Here is a 16,679-nt window from a genome sequence, read left to right as displayed (position 1 = left end):
GCCAGACCCCGCGTCTCCGGCAGATCCTGCCGGAGACGCGGGGTCTGGCACGCACATCTGCGGCGTTGTCGTCACTCGCCGACGCTCCGCGTCGACTCCCTCCTCCGCCTTGCAGCTGCACGCGCCAGACCCCGCTCACCCGTGCTTATAAGGTGCCGCTACTTTTCTCCGACCTGGTCCGCCGGACAGGCCCTCGCCGCCGATGGTGTCGAGTTCGGCGATCGCGTCGGCGGGCAGCACCAGGTCCGCGGCGGCGATGTTCTCGCGCAGATGGGCGCGGGACGAGGTGCCCGGGATCAGGACGGTGGTGGCCGAGCGCTGCAACAGCCAGGCCAGGGCGACCTGTTGGGGCGAGGCGTCCAGCCGGGCCGCGACCTCGGCGAGGGTCTTCGACTGCAGCGGGGTGAAGCCGCCGAGCGGGAAGTACGCAGCGAACGCGATGTTCTCCGCGGCGCACCGCTCGACGAGGGCGTCGTCCTGCCGGTTGGCCAGGTTGTAGAGGTTCTGCACGGTGACGACCGGGGCGATGGCCTGCGCCTCGGCCAGTTGGGCGGCGGAGACCGTGCTGAGCCCGAGGTGCCGGATCAGCCCCGCCTTCCGCAGCTCGGCCAGGGCGCCGAACTTCTCGCCGATCGACTCCTCGTCGGCGCTGTCCTGGGCGCCGAGCCGGAGGTTGACCACGTCGAGCGCGTCGAGCCCGAGGTTGCGGAGGTTGTCGTAGACCTGCGCCTTGAGGTCTTCAGGGTGGCGGGACATGATCCAGCTGCCGTCGGGGCCGCGCCGGGCGCCGACCTTGGTCACGATGTGCAGGTCGTCGGGGTAGGGGTGGAGGGCTTCCTTGATGATCTCGTTGACGACGACTGGGCCGTAGAAGTCGCTGGTGTCGATGTGGGTGATGCCCCGCTCGACGGCCTCGCGGAGGACGGCCACCGCTTCGGTGCGGTCCTTCGGCGGGCCGAAGACGTGGGGGCCGGCCAGTTGCATGGCGCCGTATCCCATGCGGGTGAGGGTGAGCCCTTCGGCGGGGGTGAGGGTGCCGCCGGAGACGGTGTCGGCCATGGTGGCGCGCCTTTCGGTAGGTGGTGGGTCCTGGCGTCGACTCTGCGCCTGTGGCGGCCGGGCAGGCAGTACCCGGATGTTCCTGGTAGTGACGGGGACACCCACCTGCGCGGATTCGGATCTACGGTGGTGGGTGTGGACGCCAAGAACGCGCTCGGCGAGTTTCTGCGGGCCCGCCGGGAGCGGGTCCGGCCCGAGGACGTGGGCCTGAGCGGCGGCGGACTGCGCCGGGTGCCGGGGCTGCGCCGGGAGGAGGTCGCCCTGCTGGCCGGTATCAGCTCCGACTACTACCTGCGCCTTGAGCAGGGCCGGGACCGCAACCCGTCGGCCCAGGTGCTGGAGGCGCTGGCCCGGGTGCTGCGCCTGGACGCCGCCGCGACCGCCCATCTGCTGAGCCTGGCGCAGCCCGAGCGGCCGGCCGCGTCCCGCCGACGGACCAGAAAGCCGGAGGCGGTACCGGCGAGCGTCCGCGAACTGCTCGACACCTGGTCAGCGCATCCGGCCTACGTCCAGAACCGGTTCACCGACTGCCTCGCGGCCAACGCCCTGTGCCGGGCGCTGTCCCCGAGCTACATGCCGGGTGCGAACCTGCTGCGAGCGGTGTTCCTGGACCCCGCCGAACGCGAACTGCGGCGCGACTGGGAGGAGTTGACCGCAGAGGGCGTGGCGACGCTGCGCGGCCACATCGGCCCGGACGTCGACGATCCGCGACTCGTGGAGCTGGTGGGCGAACTGTCCGTGCGCAGCGAGCGGTTCCGGCTGCTGTGGAGCAGACACGAGGTACGGCCGATGGTCGGGCGGACCAGTCTCCTCAGGCATCCGCAGGTCGGGGACTTCGAGCTGCGGTCGAACAAGTTCGAGATTCCGGGCACGGACGCCCTGAGCGTGGTCGTCTTCCACGCCGAGCCGGGCAGCCGCAGCGCGGAACTGCTGGGCCTGCTCGGCAGCCTCGCCGTGTCCGGGGACGGCGTACCCGGGGAGACGTCACCGGCGCACGAGGACCGGTGACGCTCAGATCTGCCAGGAACGCAGCCGTTCCGCCGCGCCGTAGACGTCCGTCTTCCCGGAGATCAGATCGCGGGTCAGGTCGACGAGCGCGCCGTACGGCGGATCGATGCCGACGCCGCTGACGAACATGTAGGCGACCGCCGTGGCGCAGGCGAAGCGGGCGTTGGCGGACGGCAGGGGCTTGAGCAGGGCGAGGGTGTGCAGCAGGGCGGTGGCCCGCCAGGCCGGGTCGGAGTCGGCACCGAGGCGCGGCGGGTCGACGCGGTGCCGGGCGACGGCCGCCTTCCCTGTCAAGTCAGCGTGTCGACGTCTGGCTGTCTCTGGCAGGGGCAAGGCCCAGCAGTGCAGAGTGCGGCGTATGCAACCGGCGGCCTGCGGCAGGAACGACCGGCTCAGACCGGGCGGACTATGCCTGGGCAACATGTAAGGGGATGCTATGCAATTCCAACAGCTTGAGCGGCCGTCAGGATCTTTCCAACAGCCGGTGACAGCTGAGCAGGTACAGATGATGTGCCGTCGTGCCTTCGGTAGTGACGTCGACGTCAGGTCCGCCGTGGAACTCGGCGGTGGAATGTACAACAACACCTATGAGTAGAATTCGCCGCGGAACGGCCTGCGATGTTGCGGGTGGCCCCGGAGCGGTCCCGGCAGTGCCGTATCGAACGCGGACTCATGCGAAATGAGCACGCCGTCCAGCCGTTCCTCGCCCCAATCGCATCGTTGATGCCCCGGATCGTGGCCGCCAACTTCACCCACGAAATCCTTGGCCGTGACTGGATGATCCAAAACGTTGTCGCCGGCATCCCGGCTGCGGAGGGTCTGAATGCCCCTCCCCGCTCCGAGTGGGGATCGTTCTTCGCCCAGCTCGGCACGATCGCCCGGCAGGTCCACGACGTCACCGGTCCGCATTTTGGACCGGTCGAGGCGCCCTGGTTCAGCTGCTGGAGCGAAGCCGTCGTCACCTTGTTCCAGAACACAGCGGCCGATCTGGAGGATGCCGGTCTGGACGCCAGGGACGTGCGGGACGTCACGGCTGCAGCCGAAAAACACCGAGCAGTCCTCGACGAGGCCACCGAACCGAAGCTCTTGTCCGGTGACCTGTGGACGATTCACTAGGCAAGTCAACAGTCGGAAATTTGGCTGTCTTCTTGGGGTCGTCCACATGATCGACGACACCGTCGCCGGTCCGTCCGTGGAGGATGGAGGCGAATTGCGTTGCAGCCTGTGCGCCGTGACCCAGCCGACGGCTCGGTAAACTTCGCTTTTCCGCTCCTGAACTGACCTACTCAGGGCTACGCTGACCTGATCAGTCTGGTCGTGCGGGAGGGTGCCACCGTGGGGGATGCTTCGGTGAACGACGCACCGATGGTGCGTGTTGAGACCGTGGAACTCAATGGGCACGGAGCTCGGCAGATCGGAAGCCGCACACGGCAGTCTGCGTCTTTGGCTGACCGCTCTGACGAACTGCAAGAAGCCATTGTCCAGGCTTCGACCATCGCGCAGGATTCGCTGGCTCGGATTCCGCAGCGACACGGCTGGTCAGTCACCAGCTTGGAGGTGGTCTTCGGGCTCACGTTGGCGGCCGAAGCCGGAGTGATCCTTTCGAAGGCGTCGGCGGAAGCCTCCTTTGAAGTGACGCTCACTGTGGAGCGGGCCGTAGACGCGCCATGACTGGCTGGCACCACTGGGTGCGGATCCGCGAGAACGGTAGACATCTGGGCGCCGGCTTCCTTGTGACGCGGGTCTTCGTGCTCACAGCTATGCATTGCCTCCGGCAGGTGTCTTCGGAGGATGCCCGGCTGGAACTCGAACTGGCCGATGGACGGGTTATGAGCGGCCGGTTGTGCGATTCAGCAAAAGAGGTCGATCTTGCCCTGATCGCCATCGAGGGCGCACACGCATACGATCTGCCACTGGCACCACCGACGGACTGGCCACGGCCGCAAGTGAGATGGAGCGGTGCGTACTGTCCGCCGGGTGAGAACACACAGCTGAGCGGCCGCGTGACGCACGCGCCGATCGACTACCGCAGTACAGAGGGTGGCGAGTTCAAAGGGATCCAACTGACGGTTGACCAATTGCTCGGTGACTATTCGGGGTACTCCGGTAGTCCGGTGGACACCGATCCCGTCAAGGCTGCGCGCTCGGACCCCTTCGAGCCCGAGGAACGCCCAGTGGTTGGGATCCTTATGGAGCAGCAGTTCAGCCGTGAGGACCCAGCTACGGGAAGCAACGTTCTGGTCGCAGCATCGGTGCGGCACGCAATGGATCTTTTCCCACACTTCAGCATCGACTGGCTGCGAAACGGGGGCCGCGCCCCCGAGCCGCAGCACGCTGCGCAGCAGGAGTCCTCAGAAGCCGCAGAGGGAGCGGCGGTGCAGCGTGCGACGCGGGAAGCCGATGTCGTGCTCAGATCGCTGCGGCGGTGGGAGGAGACGGGGCTCATCACATCGACGGAGGCTCAGGAGCAGCGGCGCCGCACGCTGCGGCAACTAGGCGAAGCTGCGCTGGGAGGTGACGGTGATGACTGAAGCCTCCTCCATGTGGTGGCAGCGCAGGATCGATGTCGCCGAAAGAGCAGTGAGAGGCGACCAGGAAGCCCTCGCGCCGCTTCGGGAGGAGGTTCTCCGCCTCACCGAAGACACACACCTTCTGGAGACTCCGACCGCAGCAGGCAATATGTCCTATTTTCTTGCCCTGCTGCGTGAGCTGGGCAGGGCAGGGGGGCCTGATTACGCGCGCACGCTGAGCGTAATCAGCCAGTGGGTGAAGGGTGGCTTGGTTCCTCCGGAACATCAGTGCGTCGTGCACAACAGAATCGCCACCGTGCTCGCCGAAGGCGGAGCCGAACACGAGGCTCGTGAGGCGTTGACGGCTGCCAAAGTTGCCGCGCGTACAGAGCTGGAGTTGGCGTACACGCTTGCCCAACTCGGCTCCATCGAGGCCCGCCTCGGAAACTGGGCACGGGCGCGTCGCTACGCCGAGCAAGCCGCGCCCCTCATCCCGGCAGCCGACGGTGAGGAGGCATGGCTGGATGTGTGGATGCGGACGACCTCCGTGTTCTTCCGCATCGAGCGCAGGGTCAGAGACCGGGATTACCAGCGTGTGGAGATCCTCGCCCAGCAGCTCGTGCATGTCTGTGGGCAGCAGATCGACCGCTGGGGCAGTGATCATCCTCGAACATTGGAAGCCGTGGTCGTCATGGCCTCGGCACAGCATGCGATCGCCGAGATGCGAGATGATCTCGAGGCCATGGACCAACTGACCGACGTCCTAGCAGCAGCGGTGCAGCGGTCCGCCAGTCTGCTCGGCGCACGGCATCCTCAGGCCGGATCAGCCCGCGCCGCGCTCGCAGAAGCCCATCAGACCACCCAACACGTCCGCGCGCAGCAGCGCCATTCCCCTCAAGCGCGTCCACGAACTCAGTCCGCGCCGAACAGTCCAGGTGCGCAGGCACGCCAGTCGGCTCAGGGGAGCGAGAGCGCGTCTCCCCTGGCCAGCACCGCCCGGGTCACCACGGCAGTGCCTCTTTCGCCAGCTGGTGATGCCTCTGAGGATCTACGGGATCTCGTCATCCGATCTCGGTTCGTCCTGTTCGGGTTCGACGGGCCGATCTGCCGCCTGTTCGCAGGACATTCAGCAGAGTGGGCTGCGAACAGCATGATGGAATGGCTCGAAGGGCGGGGCCTGCATGGTCTGTTGACGGAGGCCGAACGAAATGCCCCGGACCTGCAGGTCATCTTGCACGCTGTCGACCGCCGGCATCCGAGCAGCGACCTGGTATCGGAGCTGGAGGAGCGCGTCACCCGCGAGGAGATGAGGGCGGTGTCCTCCGCGATGCCCACAGGGTACGCGGACCCGCTGATCCGTACTTGGACAGCCCTAGGTGGACGACTTGCGATCGCCACGAACCACTCCTCGCGGGCGGTCCAGGAGTACCTGAGTAGTCGCGGCCTCATGGAGTGCTTCGCCCCCCGCATCTATGGTCGCACCCAAGCCCTTGAGAGCCTTAAGCCGAACCCCCACAACCTGAACCGGGCGCTGTCCGCCATGGGAGCGGCGCCCTCGGCCGCGTTGATGATCGGTGACACGCCTTCAGACTTCATCGCTGCGAGCCGCGCCGGCGTCTCATTCCTCGGCTTTGCGCGCAACGAGCGGACGGCCAAGCACTTGAGGGAGGCCGGCGCCGAACTGATAGTGGAGTCACTGGAGCCAGTGTTGCGAGTCCTCCGCAGCAGATGAACCGGTCGTGTCGGCATCCCTAGGTCCCGACGCAGACTGACCTCGCGCCCCAGACGAACACGGCCGAAGTCACCTCCTCGGCCGTCGGTGGGGGAGATACGGCGGCAGGATCGAATGAATGAACAGGGAGTCGCGCGGCGTGCCGGGCATGACCATCTGTCCGATCCCCGACACCTGGTCGTCTACTGGGGAGGTGCACTTATTCGGAGGGGGCAGTATTCCCTCTTGTTGTCGATGTGCCCTTGCCGAGCTCCCGGCCCAGGGAGGGGCGGAGTTTAGTGTCGATGAAGATCGCTGGGCGCCAGCCTTCGGTGAATCTCGACACGACGAACCTGTCTATGGCGGCCAGCGTGGCCGCGGCAGCGGGAGCAGTCACCTCGGCGTTCGGCAAGAAGAGCGCGAACCCCGCAGCGGCCGGGACAAGCCACCGCAGTTCTTTGACCGGTTTGGAGCTGAGTAACCGCCTCTTGGTCGCCTCGGCCGCGTAGGACTTGACGAGGTCTGCGTCGGGTGTGTGGGTGTCGAGCCAGCCTCGGAACTTGTCCGCGTCGGGCAGCAGCCGAATGAAGTCGCCGAAGGGCAACGCTCCGGAATTCACAGCGCTTCGCAGATCGACGAGACCTCGAACGACTATCTCGTTGAACTGATCGATCTTCGCCTGCTGTGCGTCCACGGAGGCAGCAAGGTCAGCACACTTCGCCTGTACCAGCCTCGCCCCGAGCGAGTCTTGCGCGATCCCTGCTGCGAACGTCGCGCCAAGATAAAGATCTTCACGCATATCCACGATACTGACGAGGAGATGGCCGGGTGTGAGGTCATCGGCACTTGACTTCGCTTGGTACTCCTCGCGCAGAGCAGTCCAGTCGAGGTTGGATTTAAGCATGAAGTAGCCGTCTTCCTGCGGGACCAGTCGAGCCTCCAGGTCTGCGGGAAGGGTGTAGCCAGGGGCGAACGCGTTCACAGTCTCGATGATGGCCTTGCGCATGAACACGTCATCCTGCCAGTCGTCCGCAGCGGCATCCGTAAGGTTGCTGGGGAGACTGTGGCTGCGTGTTTGGCCGATGAAACGATTGGCCATCCGGCGGCCTTTGCCGGACTTTCCCGTGGCTTCACGGAAGAGACGGACGACCATCTCGTCGTCTGGCTCACTCATAACCTTGATGCTGACAGGGCGGTGTCGCTCCTGCGCCGTCCCCACACCTTCGTTCTTGACCGCCAGGTCGCGGTCAGCGAAGACGGCGTCGATGTTGGTGTTACTGACGATCTCTAGGGCAAGGTCGGGGCCGCACTGCTGGACCAGCTGGGTCACGCTATGTCGGGTCAGAATGAGACGGACGGTTCGGTAGTAGAGCATGGTCTCAGCCAGTCGGCCGAGATCCAGTGGGTAGGAGCTTGCCATCGGGGTCGTCCTTCGGACCACGATCGAGTCGAACACCTGCTGCCTCCGTGAAGGATTGGAGCGGATCAAAAGCGTGGGTTGTCGCTGAGTCTGTTGTTCAGACGGCTGCCCCGAGTTCGAAGGGGGCAGAACGCGCCAAACCACTAACTTGCCCCACATGAGTCTCCGTTGCACTAGACGCAACATTGTTGAGGCTCCGCCCTCGGCCTGCCACCACTTCAAGAAAGCCGATGAGGGGCATTCAGAACGAACCCGGATTCCCCTCATGGCCAGGCGCTACGGTGTCTCGCCGATCAAACCAGTTGCCTCTTCACCTTGTGGTACCAGCCGTGCACCGGGTTTGACCAGCAACTGTGCGATAGCACAGAACGCGTGCACCTGGGGCTGCTCGTCGCCGTCCCGGCGGACGAACTTTTCATCGCAGATGAGGAAGTGTGCTCCATATCGTCGCGGTCCCCGCGGGTCTCCTCCAGGAGCGTGACCACCCGGCTCACCTTGTGGTCGTCGCAGTTGACCTCGACTATCACCGGCATCACGTACCGGACCCACCGCTTCGCCGCCCGGGGCCTGCCCTTCACGTCACGTAGTCGGCGACACGCTAGTGGCACAAGGCCCCACCCAGGGGACAGGAGCCCAGAGCATCGCCCTCAGCTACATGTCACTTGGCCGTAGCTTCGGGAGTAGCGCCCTACTCAGGGGAATGACGTTCGGTTCGTGTCGCGCGAGATCCCCCGGAGTTCCTGGTTCTCCAAGGTGAGGGCGTTGATGACCCGGACCAGGCTGGGGACATCCGCGCGAAGCTGATCAAGTTCCGTGTTCTTGTTGGCGATCGTCTTCTTGAGCTTCACGATCGTCTGACGGAGTCGGGCTTCAGCATCGGAAGTGGCTCCACGTTCCTTCACTCTCTCGTAGAACTCGTTCTTCAGATCGAGATGGCGTTGGGTGAGAGCGTTCCTCGGGACTCCGGCTTCCTGAGCAAGGGCGACGATCGTGAGTGCTCCGTTGGAGGCTTGATGGGCGCCGTCCAGGATGCGGTCCATAGCCGCGCGAATACGATCACGTTCGTCCAGGGCGGGGCTCATCCGATGTTCTCCTAGAGCGTGATACGTGTGCGGTCGTGGTCCGCGGCCAAGGTGTGGAGCTGACTGGCCTTGGCCTGGAGTCGCTCACCGATCGGCTGAGGAGCATGGGATGCCTGGAGTTCGAGGAGGCTCGCGCGCTCACGAAGTTGGGAGGCATGGTCGTCGGTGCGGACGATGTTGCCGCATCCGGGAACGCAGCGGTCCAGGCTCGGCGTGTCCTTGACTCCGTCGCGGTGACAGAGGGCCTGCTCCCGTTTGTAGTGGCAGAGCAAGAGGGCCTGCGGGTTGTCGTAGATCATGGCGTTCTCGTTGGCGAGAAGGCGCCGGGCGGTGGTGGCAGTGATGGCTGCGCCGGAGAAGCGCTGGGCGCGTGCAGCAGTCCGGATGGCGCGTCTGGCTGAGGGGCCGGAGACGCCACCGCCGGCTTCGAGGTCGTCGTGGAGCTCGGCTACGGTGTCCGAGACGGCGCGAACGGTTTCCACGTCGATGAGGTCGTGGATTCCGTCACGGCTGCGGGAGGCGTACCCCTCGGAGACGAAGGTGGTCCGCAGGTGCCCGTATTGGATGGCGAGGGCGACCAAGCCGCCCGGACGGCGGGCAATGTGCCAGGCCAGCGACCGTCTGAACCTCCTGGTTCCGATGGCCCCTGCCGGGTCAGGGGCGATGAATTCGCCGGGGAGCTCGTGCCGCAGGGCTTCAATGTTCGCCCAGGTGACGAAGTGTTCGATCCTTTCCACCAGTCCGCTCGTCTTCAGGGACCCTGTGTCGGCACGGGATTGATGTTGGACATGGGCATTGTGGTCGAAGAGGAGAGTACCGTCGGGGACCATTCGTTCCAGGACGCGGATGGCGTTGACGACGGGCGTGATGGCGACCCAGGGCACCTCGCGTTCTTCGCCTCCGGACACGTGGTTGCCGTGCTCGTCCGTGGCCGTCTTGTACTCGTTGCTGCGGATCAGATGCCGTCCGATCGTTCCCTTGCTGTCCGGTTCCGGGTCGGGGCAGCAGCCTGAGCGCAAGCCCAGGACCTCTCCGGGCCGCATTCCTGTCAAGTAGGCACAGATCACAAAGGCCGCTGTAACTAGGTGTCGCCTTAGCGCGTGGATTTCGTCGAGGTTGATTGCCGTCCGCCAGGGAGTTCCGTGGATGCGACCGCTGACCGGGATGTCCAGTGGGCAGGGGCCCGGTCGGGTGGGGGCCGCGTCCAGCAGCCCGTGCCGACGGGAGACCCGGTCGACCTGGCCGATGGAAGCGCCGGTGGTCGCCGCGATGTAGACGCGGGCGAGTCTGGGCTGCCCCCGGTTCGTGGTCGTGGGCAGAGGTGCGTTGGATGCGATCAGAGGGGCAAAGTAGGCCTCCAGGGCCGCGTAACCTCTTGGCCCCGGAGACGGTCTGCGAGAGGCGTCATCCAGTCGCCGGGCCTCGGACCAGGCTGCGAGGATGTCGTCGGCGAAGTCGTCGACCATGCGGATCGCCCAGATCAGCAGAGGGCCCATGGTTTCCTCGGCCAGGGGATCGGTGGTGTTCTCGCCGCCTCGGGTAGTCGCGGGCGGCAGGTAGTCGTCGGCGCCCCGCTCGTCCCAGGGCGGCCGTCCAACGTCGTTCGGGCGTGCACTGAGCTGGTCGAACGCCCAGAGCCGAGTCAGCGAACTCAAGACCTTGTGATGCACGCTGCGATTGTTCGTAGTGTCGAGAAGGTGCAGGCCGTAGGCGTGCAGGACGGCAGTGCCGCATTCAGCGAACCTGGACAAACCGCGGCCTTCAAGCCACGAAGCCAAGTGCATCCAGTGCCGCACTACGTCCCCCGTGGCGTGGGCACCGAGGCGGCTGCGCATCGGGCCGCCTCGATCCTTGAGGAAGGTCGGCCGCAGCTGGCCGTTGATCAGATTCCAGGCGGCCAGCCGCAGCTCGTCCTGGAAAACGGCCGGGCAACTGCCCCAGTGGATCGTCCTCTTGCCCGCGCTGGGGTTCTCGGTCATCGGAGCCAGCGGCCAGACCGGAGCCGCGTACTGGGCATTGAGGTGGGCGTGCATGGCGGTGACCATGTGCGCGGGAACCACTGGAGTCGTCGGGGTGGGAAGTGGCAGTAGGTATGGGTCGAGTTCGAAGGCGGTGGTCACGTGTCGAGGTCCCCGGTCAGGAGATGGCGAATGAGTTCGCGGTCCGCGTCGCCGACCTGGGCCAAGGCCTGGCTCCATGTGGCGGCGCCGAGCTTGTCCTTTAGGTCTTCCAGACGTTCGTGGGTCTCACCCCAGTCCGCCTTCCAAGCGGGCGGAGGCACGACCGAGCGCAGATTGGTGAGCGCGGTGTGCAGGTGGGCGAGCCGGCCATGGTGGCCGGGGTGGACACGGGCGTTCTGGCATCCCAGACACATCAGGAAGGAGGCGCCGCATCCTCCCTCCGGCGCGGGGTGGGGGCCGTTGTTGTAGTCCGAACAATCCGCCGTCGCGGTCTCGACGTCCCCTGCGGTGGGTTGCTCCCGCAGCTCGGCGGCCAGGACTCCCGTGCGGGCGCGGAGCGCGGCATCCTCGGCACCGACCGCGATGACCTCGACCGCTTCGGCCTGGACCCGCTTGTCGACCAGGACGTAGCGGCGGTCGTGCGTCTCCTGGCTGTTCTGGCCCGGCTGCCGGCGGTCGAGTGCGTTCACAGTGCGTCGCCCCCGCTGAAAGGGGGCCCCACTAAAGCCCTGTGCGTGTGCCCATTCCTGCGTGTAACTAGTGTGGATGCCGAAGTGGAAGTGGCTGACGGGCGGTAGCCGGTCCTGGCTCGCTTGTTGCCGCCCCGGCTTGTGGGTTCGCCAGACGATCAGACGGTCAGTTCCCGGGACAAGGTTTTCAACGATGGCGCGGGCGAAACTGGTTGCTTCCAGTGCTTGGGTGATCAAGCGGCCCTGGGAGGCTGCCCCGTCGTCGGTGACATTGCGTGTCTCGTAGTGGTGGCCGGCTCCGCGACGGTACTTCTCCAGTGGGATCCGGTAGGTCGGGTGGCCATCCTCGCCGGGGTCCGGCAGTGCCCGCGGCACCTCGGCATGGTCGATGACGGACAGGTTCCATCCGTACTCCGCCATGAGCAGTACGCCCAGAGCCACCGCCTCCATACGTGACAGGAACAGTCTCTGCCACGTCATCGCCGGTTTCCGGCCACCCAGCGCCTTTGCGTACTTGCGGATCACGATCCGCGGCCTGGCGTCCTGATGAACGGAGCGGGGCAGGTCCCCAGTGCGGGCGAGAATGTCCAATGCCTGCCCGACCAGCCAGCCCTGGCTGCCCTCCTGGTAGTAGTCGCCTTGCCGCCATCGCTCCAGGTGCTGAGCGTTCTCCCTGATCCGCAGCAGCGCGGACCGGAACATCCGCCTGGCGGCGACCTTGATCTCGTCGAACTCGGCCTCGCTGTAGGACTGGATCTGGCTCTTCGGCTCCTTGCGGCGAACGGCCAGCTCGTCGGCGACCGGACCTGTCTGCAGCCGACCGTCGCTGAGCAACAGGCGGGTGATCAGGCTGTTCGCGTGGTAGCTCCCCCGATTCGTGCCCAGGCCCAAGCGCCACTGCTTCACCACAGCGGAGGTGATCTCGTCAAGATCACGCGGGGGGTTCTCCAGACCCGCGAGGAATTTCGTGAACACTTCCAACTGGTACCAGTAGCCCTCGGACGTCGTATGTGCGCCCCACGTCCCGGGCCTGCAGAAGCCCGCGAAGACAGCTGCCAGTGAACGCTGCATCGGTTCGGCGACCGGCATGGCAGAGAAGTCGTACTCCTTGACCCGGCCGGCCCGGTTGTGATGGTGGACGACCAAGCCGTCGGGAGCAAGCGGCTCGGGACGAGCATGGTCAGCCTGTGGGAGGGACGCCTTGCGTCCACGCGGGCTCACTCGGCACCGCCTGCGGTCGGTTCCATGCGCGCGTCGATGTCCTGGATACCCTCGGACTCCCGGGCAATGCGAGCAAACACCCCGTCCAGCTCGGGCATCGGGACCTGGACTGGGCTGTCGGCGTCGGCGAGCATCGAGCGCAGTTGCAGGTCCGCTACTGGCGCGAGATATCGGTCCACCGTGGTCTCCCGGGAGGCATGCCCCAACAAGTTCTGGACCATGAACCATGGATCCCCGTAGAGCAGCCGGAAGTCTCTGCGTTCCTCCGGAGTGAGGCCGTAACGCCGATCCATCAGCGTGTTGAGTACCACCAGCATGAACAGAGCCATCGAATGCCGCGCCGAATGCACGGTTGCGTAGGGGGCGTAGACCTTGTGCGGATCCATGCCCAGTCTCTTTGGCGGGGTCAACACTCGCTCGCAGCGCTGGTTGGCGGTCCGGAAGACGCCGTCCCACGAGTGCGGATGGAGGGGCAGACCTTGCTCGTTGAGCCACAACCACAGCGGCTCGGGCCCGTGCGGCCCCTCGGTGAACAGAAGCATCCGTTCTTCGACCGTCAACTCGTCCAGCGCCCGCTGGCCTAACACTCCGTCCTGGTCGCACCAGCGCACCACCGGCTTCAGCCCACGGGTGACCTCGGTGACGAGCCGCATCTCGGGCAGTTGCACGTAGCGGTCGACCCTCTGGGCCCGCCTCACCGCCCACGCCCGTGAGGAGTCAATGTAGGACTCGACATCCCCAATGGCGTCTGCAGAAACATAGAACGTCCGCAGCTTCTTCGACCGCGTCACCTGCGCCGCGATCCTCCCGCGGTAGTACCGCCCGCCCGTCAGCCGCCGCTGCGGGACATCGAACGTCAGCAGCGACCCGCCTTCCGCCCTTCTCAGACCGGAAGACACCATCATGCGAACGAAAGCCGTATTCCGGTCCTCCAAACGGCCCACCCAGCCAGGCTCTGGGACGCCGTCGCGGCCGTGCCCCCGCAACCCGACATCGATCCAACGTCGCCACGTCCGAGGCGTCAGCCAGTGCACGTTACTTGGCCGGGCGTCCTTCGCCTTCGCCGTGGCGACCGTCAAGACCTCGCCGTTGCGGCCCAGGACCTGCTTCATGGCAACCGGATTGCCTATCAAATGCCGTTCCCTGGCAGCCCATCCAAACAGGCTCGTATACGCGGCAAGTTCCCGGTTCCACTTGGAGCCGCCAATTCGCTCGGGATTCATCTCGGCAAAGCGTCGCCAGTGCTCGTAATCTTCAAGGTCCCGCTGGGTCGCCTCGGTCCACGTCCGCCCTCGATTCCACAAGAAAGTCAAGAGAAGCGCGATATCCGTCGCATAGTTGCGTCGCGTTTCTTTTGTGTATCTGCGGAACTTATTTGACTGCCCGTAGAGGCTTAGAAATGCGTCGACCTGGTAGTCAGGCGACAAGAAGACGGGGTCCCCGGGTCGAACTCGTACTGCGTCCTCCCGCGCTGGCAGGTCGGTCCACCCGTCCAGCAACGACCCCCGCACCCCGCACCGAACCGCGTCCCGCGGCACCCAGAACACTCGCCAACTCACTCTGCCAGCACCCCTCTTGATGAGCTTCAACACGCTCATTCAATAGGGAAGCCGCCACCAACGCCGAGAAGTCGTTGATGGTGGGCTGGTCCGGGAGGACTTCCTCATGGCGCTGGAGGAGCCACGGCACGTCGATGTGGATGGCGGGCATGCGTCAGGCGACCCGCCCCTCGCCCTTGGCCGCCGGTTCGTCCTCGGGGAAGGCCGCGGCGAACTCGTCGGCGTGCGTCGCGAAGAAACGGCGGAAGGCCTCGGCCCCCTCCTGCAGCGCCCGGTGCCGGGCGATGTCGGCGGCGGCGGCCTCCCGGACGAGGGCCTTCATCGACGTACCGCGCTCCTTGGCGATCTGCCGCAGGTCCTCTAGCTCGCGATCGCTGAACTCCACGTTGAGAGCTGGCATGACCTCACGGTACCGCTCGGGTACTCACCCGTAAATACCGCCAGGTCAGGAGGCACGTCCGACGGTACCGGGCAGACCCCAGCACCACGTCCGAATACCGCCGGACCCGACCGCCGTCCCGGAGCAGACTCGACCGTATGAACACCATCCGCACACGCCTCGACAGCCCACTCGGCGAGCTGCTCCTCACCGGCGAACAGTCGCCCGACGGTACGACACTCACCTCCCTGCGGCTCCCGGACCGCCCGGGCGACCGCCCCGACGAGCACCGCGACAACCCGGTCTTCGCCGAGGCGGCCCAGCAGCTCTCCGCGTACTTCGCCGGCCGCCTCACCCGCTTCCGACTCCCGTTCGCCGCCGAGGGAACGGAGTTCCAGCAGCGGGTGTGGCGCGCCCTCGACGAGATTCCCTACGGCACCACGACTACCTACGGCGCGCTCGCCGAGCGGCTGGGGGTGCCGCGCGCCGAGATCCGGGCGGTGGGCGCGGCGATCGGCGCCAACCCGCTGCTGGTGGTGCGCCCGTGCCATCGGGTGATCGGCGCGGACGGCTCGATGCGGGGGTACGCCGGCGGTGTCGAGCGCAAGGTGCGGCTGCTGACGCACGAGGGCGCGCTGCAACCGATGCTCGGCTGAGGGAGGAAGCACTCATGGACCGCACCAACTGGCCTGCACTGGCGGAGGAGTTGGACCTGTACGGCAGCGCGGAGACCGCACGGCTGCTGACGCCCGCCGAGTGCCACGACCTGTCCGCGCTGTACGAGAAGCCGGAACTGTTCCGCACCACCGTGGACATGGCCCGGCATCGCTTCGGCTCCGGCGAGTACCGCTACTTCACCCACGATCTGCCCACACCGGTGGCCGCGTTGCGCGCCGCGCTCTATCCGCGTCTGCTGCCGATCGCCCGTGACTGGGCGGCCCGCCTGGGTCGCCCGGCCCCCTGGCCGGACGACCTGGACGACTGGCTGGCACGCTGTCACGAGTCCGGGCAGGACCGCTCGGCGCAGATCCTGCTCCGCTACGGCGAGGGCGACTGGAACGCCCTGCACCGCGATGTGTTCGGCGAGTTGGTCTTCCCGCTCCAAGTGGTCATCGGCCTCGACGAGTACGGCACCGACTACACGGGCGGCGAGTTCCTGATGGTCGAACAGCGACCCCGGGCCCAGTCCCGCGGCACCGCGACCCCACTGCGGCAGGGCCACGGCCTGGTCTTCACCACGAGGGACCGCCCGGTACGGTCGAAGCGCGGGTGGTCGGCGGGGGCGATGCGCCATGGGGTGAGCACGGTACGGTCCGGCAGGCGGCATGCGTTGGGCTTGGTGTTCCACGACGCCGCCTGAAGTCTCCGGCAGGGCAAGCGGTTTTAGGGGCGCGGGGAACTGCGCGACCAGCCCCCACCGACCCGCGCCTACCGAACGACCCAAAGCCCCCGCCTCCGATAACTCCCCTCCCAGAACACCCGGTTGAGCACCCGCACCGGCGGCGGAAACGCCCCCAGGAACCTTGCCCGATCCCCCGCCGACACCCCGTCCACAAGCCACGGCACGAACACCGCAGCACCACGCAGCCCCTGCGTCTCCCGCAGCCGCCCGGTGAAGGCGGCCCAGTCCGCATCGGTCAACACCTCCCCCATCAACGGCAGCGCACTGTCCTCCTCATGCTTGAGGTGATCATCAAGGGTCGCCCGCAACGCCCGTACCAGATCAGGGAGTTCAAAGGCCCGGTCAGCCAGCGCAGCGTCCACCGCGGCCAACAGCGGGTCGATACGGGCGTGTTCGGCCTCCATCTCGTCCAGCATCCCGAGGTCCCGCGAACGCCCTCCGACCCGCGTCCGGACCCGCGGCCACAGGTCGCTGTCCTCGGCGGTGTGGTGGACGTGGAGCTGGTGCTTGAAGTTCTCCCACCCGGCGAGGACCGGGGCGGTGTGCGCCGTGCCGACCGTGACCGCTCCGGCGAGCCGTTCCAGGTCGCGCCGGAAGGCGTCGTGGGAGGCGTACATGGGCGTGAAGTCGATAGTCATCGTGCGGCTTCCTCCAGTTCGGGCCCGGACACGGGCAGCG

General features: G+C 66.4%; 15 protein-coding genes and 2 pseudogenes. 7 read left to right on the top strand and 10 right to left on the bottom strand.

What is annotated here, in order from left to right:
• Nucleotides 1-135 precede the first annotated feature (135 nt).
• Complete coding sequence (locus tag JHN45_RS30960) at nt 136-1,059, bottom strand: oxidoreductase (RefSeq protein ID WP_201051944.1); 924 nt, start codon at nt 1,057-1,059, stop codon at nt 136-138.
• 135 nt (nt 1,060-1,194) lie between these two features.
• On the opposite strand from JHN45_RS30960, the gene JHN45_RS30955 reads away from it, so the two are divergent.
• On the top strand, nt 1,195-2,067 hold the full coding sequence (locus JHN45_RS30955) for a helix-turn-helix domain-containing protein (RefSeq protein ID WP_201051941.1): 873 nt from the start codon (nt 1,195-1,197) through the stop codon (nt 2,065-2,067).
• A 3-nt stretch (nt 2,068-2,070) separates the two neighbouring features.
• Here JHN45_RS30955 and JHN45_RS30950 read toward each other — a convergent pair.
• A pseudogene (locus JHN45_RS30950) lies at nt 2,071-2,349 on the bottom strand (toxin Doc); the annotation flags it as partial.
• Between the two features lie 390 nt (nt 2,350-2,739).
• On the opposite strand from JHN45_RS30950, the gene JHN45_RS30945 reads away from it, so the two are divergent.
• The 4 genes from JHN45_RS30945 to JHN45_RS30930 all read left to right on the top strand — a co-directional run bounded on the left by JHN45_RS30945 (nt 2,740) and on the right by JHN45_RS30930 (nt 6,309).
• On the top strand, nt 2,740-3,183 hold the full coding sequence (locus tag JHN45_RS30945; RefSeq protein ID WP_201051935.1) for a phosphotransferase family protein: 444 nt from the start codon (nt 2,740-2,742) through the stop codon (nt 3,181-3,183).
• 234 nt (nt 3,184-3,417) lie between these two features.
• Nucleotides 3,418-3,738 carry a CU044_2847 family protein gene (locus JHN45_RS30940; protein ID WP_307783234.1) on the top strand — a complete coding sequence of 107 codons (321 nt, stop codon included), beginning with the start codon at nt 3,418-3,420 and terminating at the stop codon, nt 3,736-3,738.
• On the top strand, nt 3,735-4,598 hold the full coding sequence (locus JHN45_RS30935; RefSeq protein ID WP_201051933.1) for a trypsin-like peptidase domain-containing protein: 864 nt from the start codon (nt 3,735-3,737) through the stop codon (nt 4,596-4,598). The genes JHN45_RS30940 and JHN45_RS30935 overlap by 4 nt, the downstream gene beginning before the upstream one ends.
• 1,042 nt (nt 4,599-5,640) lie before the next feature.
• Complete coding sequence (locus tag JHN45_RS30930) at nt 5,641-6,309, top strand: HAD hydrolase-like protein (RefSeq protein WP_307783235.1); 669 nt, start codon at nt 5,641-5,643, stop codon at nt 6,307-6,309.
• Between the two features lie 199 nt (nt 6,310-6,508).
• On the opposite strand, the gene JHN45_RS30925 is transcribed toward JHN45_RS30930, so the two are convergent.
• From JHN45_RS30925 to JHN45_RS30900, 7 genes and pseudogenes are all read right to left on the bottom strand, one after another.
• Nucleotides 6,509-7,708, bottom strand: coding sequence for a hypothetical protein (locus JHN45_RS30925; RefSeq protein ID WP_201051931.1), 1,200 nt, complete (start codon nt 7,706-7,708; stop codon nt 6,509-6,511).
• Nucleotides 7,709-8,400: 692 nt separating this feature from the next.
• Nucleotides 8,401-8,790, bottom strand: coding sequence for a hypothetical protein (locus JHN45_RS30920; RefSeq protein WP_201051930.1), 390 nt, complete (start codon nt 8,788-8,790; stop codon nt 8,401-8,403).
• A gap of 11 nt (nt 8,791-8,801) precedes the next feature.
• Nucleotides 8,802-10,910 carry an integrase gene (locus JHN45_RS30915; protein WP_201051928.1) on the bottom strand — a complete coding sequence of 703 codons (2,109 nt, stop codon included), beginning with the start codon at nt 10,908-10,910 and terminating at the stop codon, nt 8,802-8,804.
• Nucleotides 10,907-12,586, bottom strand: coding sequence for a hypothetical protein (locus JHN45_RS30910; RefSeq protein WP_201051926.1), 1,680 nt, complete (start codon nt 12,584-12,586; stop codon nt 10,907-10,909). Before JHN45_RS30910 ends, JHN45_RS30915 begins: the two co-directional genes overlap by 4 nt.
• A gap of 71 nt (nt 12,587-12,657) precedes the next feature.
• Nucleotides 12,658-14,088, bottom strand: a complete 1,431-nt coding sequence (locus JHN45_RS30905) for a site-specific integrase (RefSeq protein ID WP_307783233.1) — start codon at nt 14,086-14,088, stop codon at nt 12,658-12,660.
• A 181-nt stretch (nt 14,089-14,269) separates the two neighbouring features.
• Nucleotides 14,270-14,371: pseudogene (locus JHN45_RS54790) on the bottom strand (toxin Doc); the annotation flags it as partial.
• A gap of 3 nt (nt 14,372-14,374) precedes the next feature.
• Nucleotides 14,375-14,620 (bottom strand): hypothetical protein, encoded by a 246-nt coding sequence (locus JHN45_RS30900; protein ID WP_019068554.1) that lies wholly within the window; start codon nt 14,618-14,620, stop codon nt 14,375-14,377.
• Between the two features lie 137 nt (nt 14,621-14,757).
• On the opposite strand from JHN45_RS30900, the gene JHN45_RS30895 reads away from it, so the two are divergent.
• Both JHN45_RS30895 and JHN45_RS30890 read left to right on the top strand, forming a co-directional pair.
• The gene (locus tag JHN45_RS30895) at nt 14,758-15,255 is read left to right on the top strand and encodes a methylated-DNA--[protein]-cysteine S-methyltransferase (protein WP_201051922.1); all 498 of its coding nucleotides are present in this window, start codon (nt 14,758-14,760) and stop codon (nt 15,253-15,255) included.
• A 14-nt stretch (nt 15,256-15,269) separates the two neighbouring features.
• A complete protein-coding gene (locus JHN45_RS30890) occupies nt 15,270-15,959 on the top strand; it encodes a 2OG-Fe(II) oxygenase (protein WP_201051920.1) in 690 nt (229 codons plus the stop codon).
• Nucleotides 15,960-16,027: 68 nt separating this feature from the next.
• On the opposite strand, the gene JHN45_RS30885 is transcribed toward JHN45_RS30890, so the two are convergent.
• The gene (locus tag JHN45_RS30885) at nt 16,028-16,639 is read right to left on the bottom strand and encodes a hemerythrin domain-containing protein (RefSeq protein WP_201051919.1); all 612 of its coding nucleotides are present in this window, start codon (nt 16,637-16,639) and stop codon (nt 16,028-16,030) included.
• Nucleotides 16,640-16,679: the final 40 nt, after the last annotated feature.

Source organism: Streptomyces sp. MBT53 (assembly GCF_016654115.1).
In the GTDB taxonomy this organism is placed as follows: Bacteria; Actinomycetota; Actinomycetes; order Streptomycetales; family Streptomycetaceae; genus Streptomyces.
Note: the sequence above shows the minus strand (reverse complement) of the source record. Positions and strands in the feature narration are given on the sequence as shown.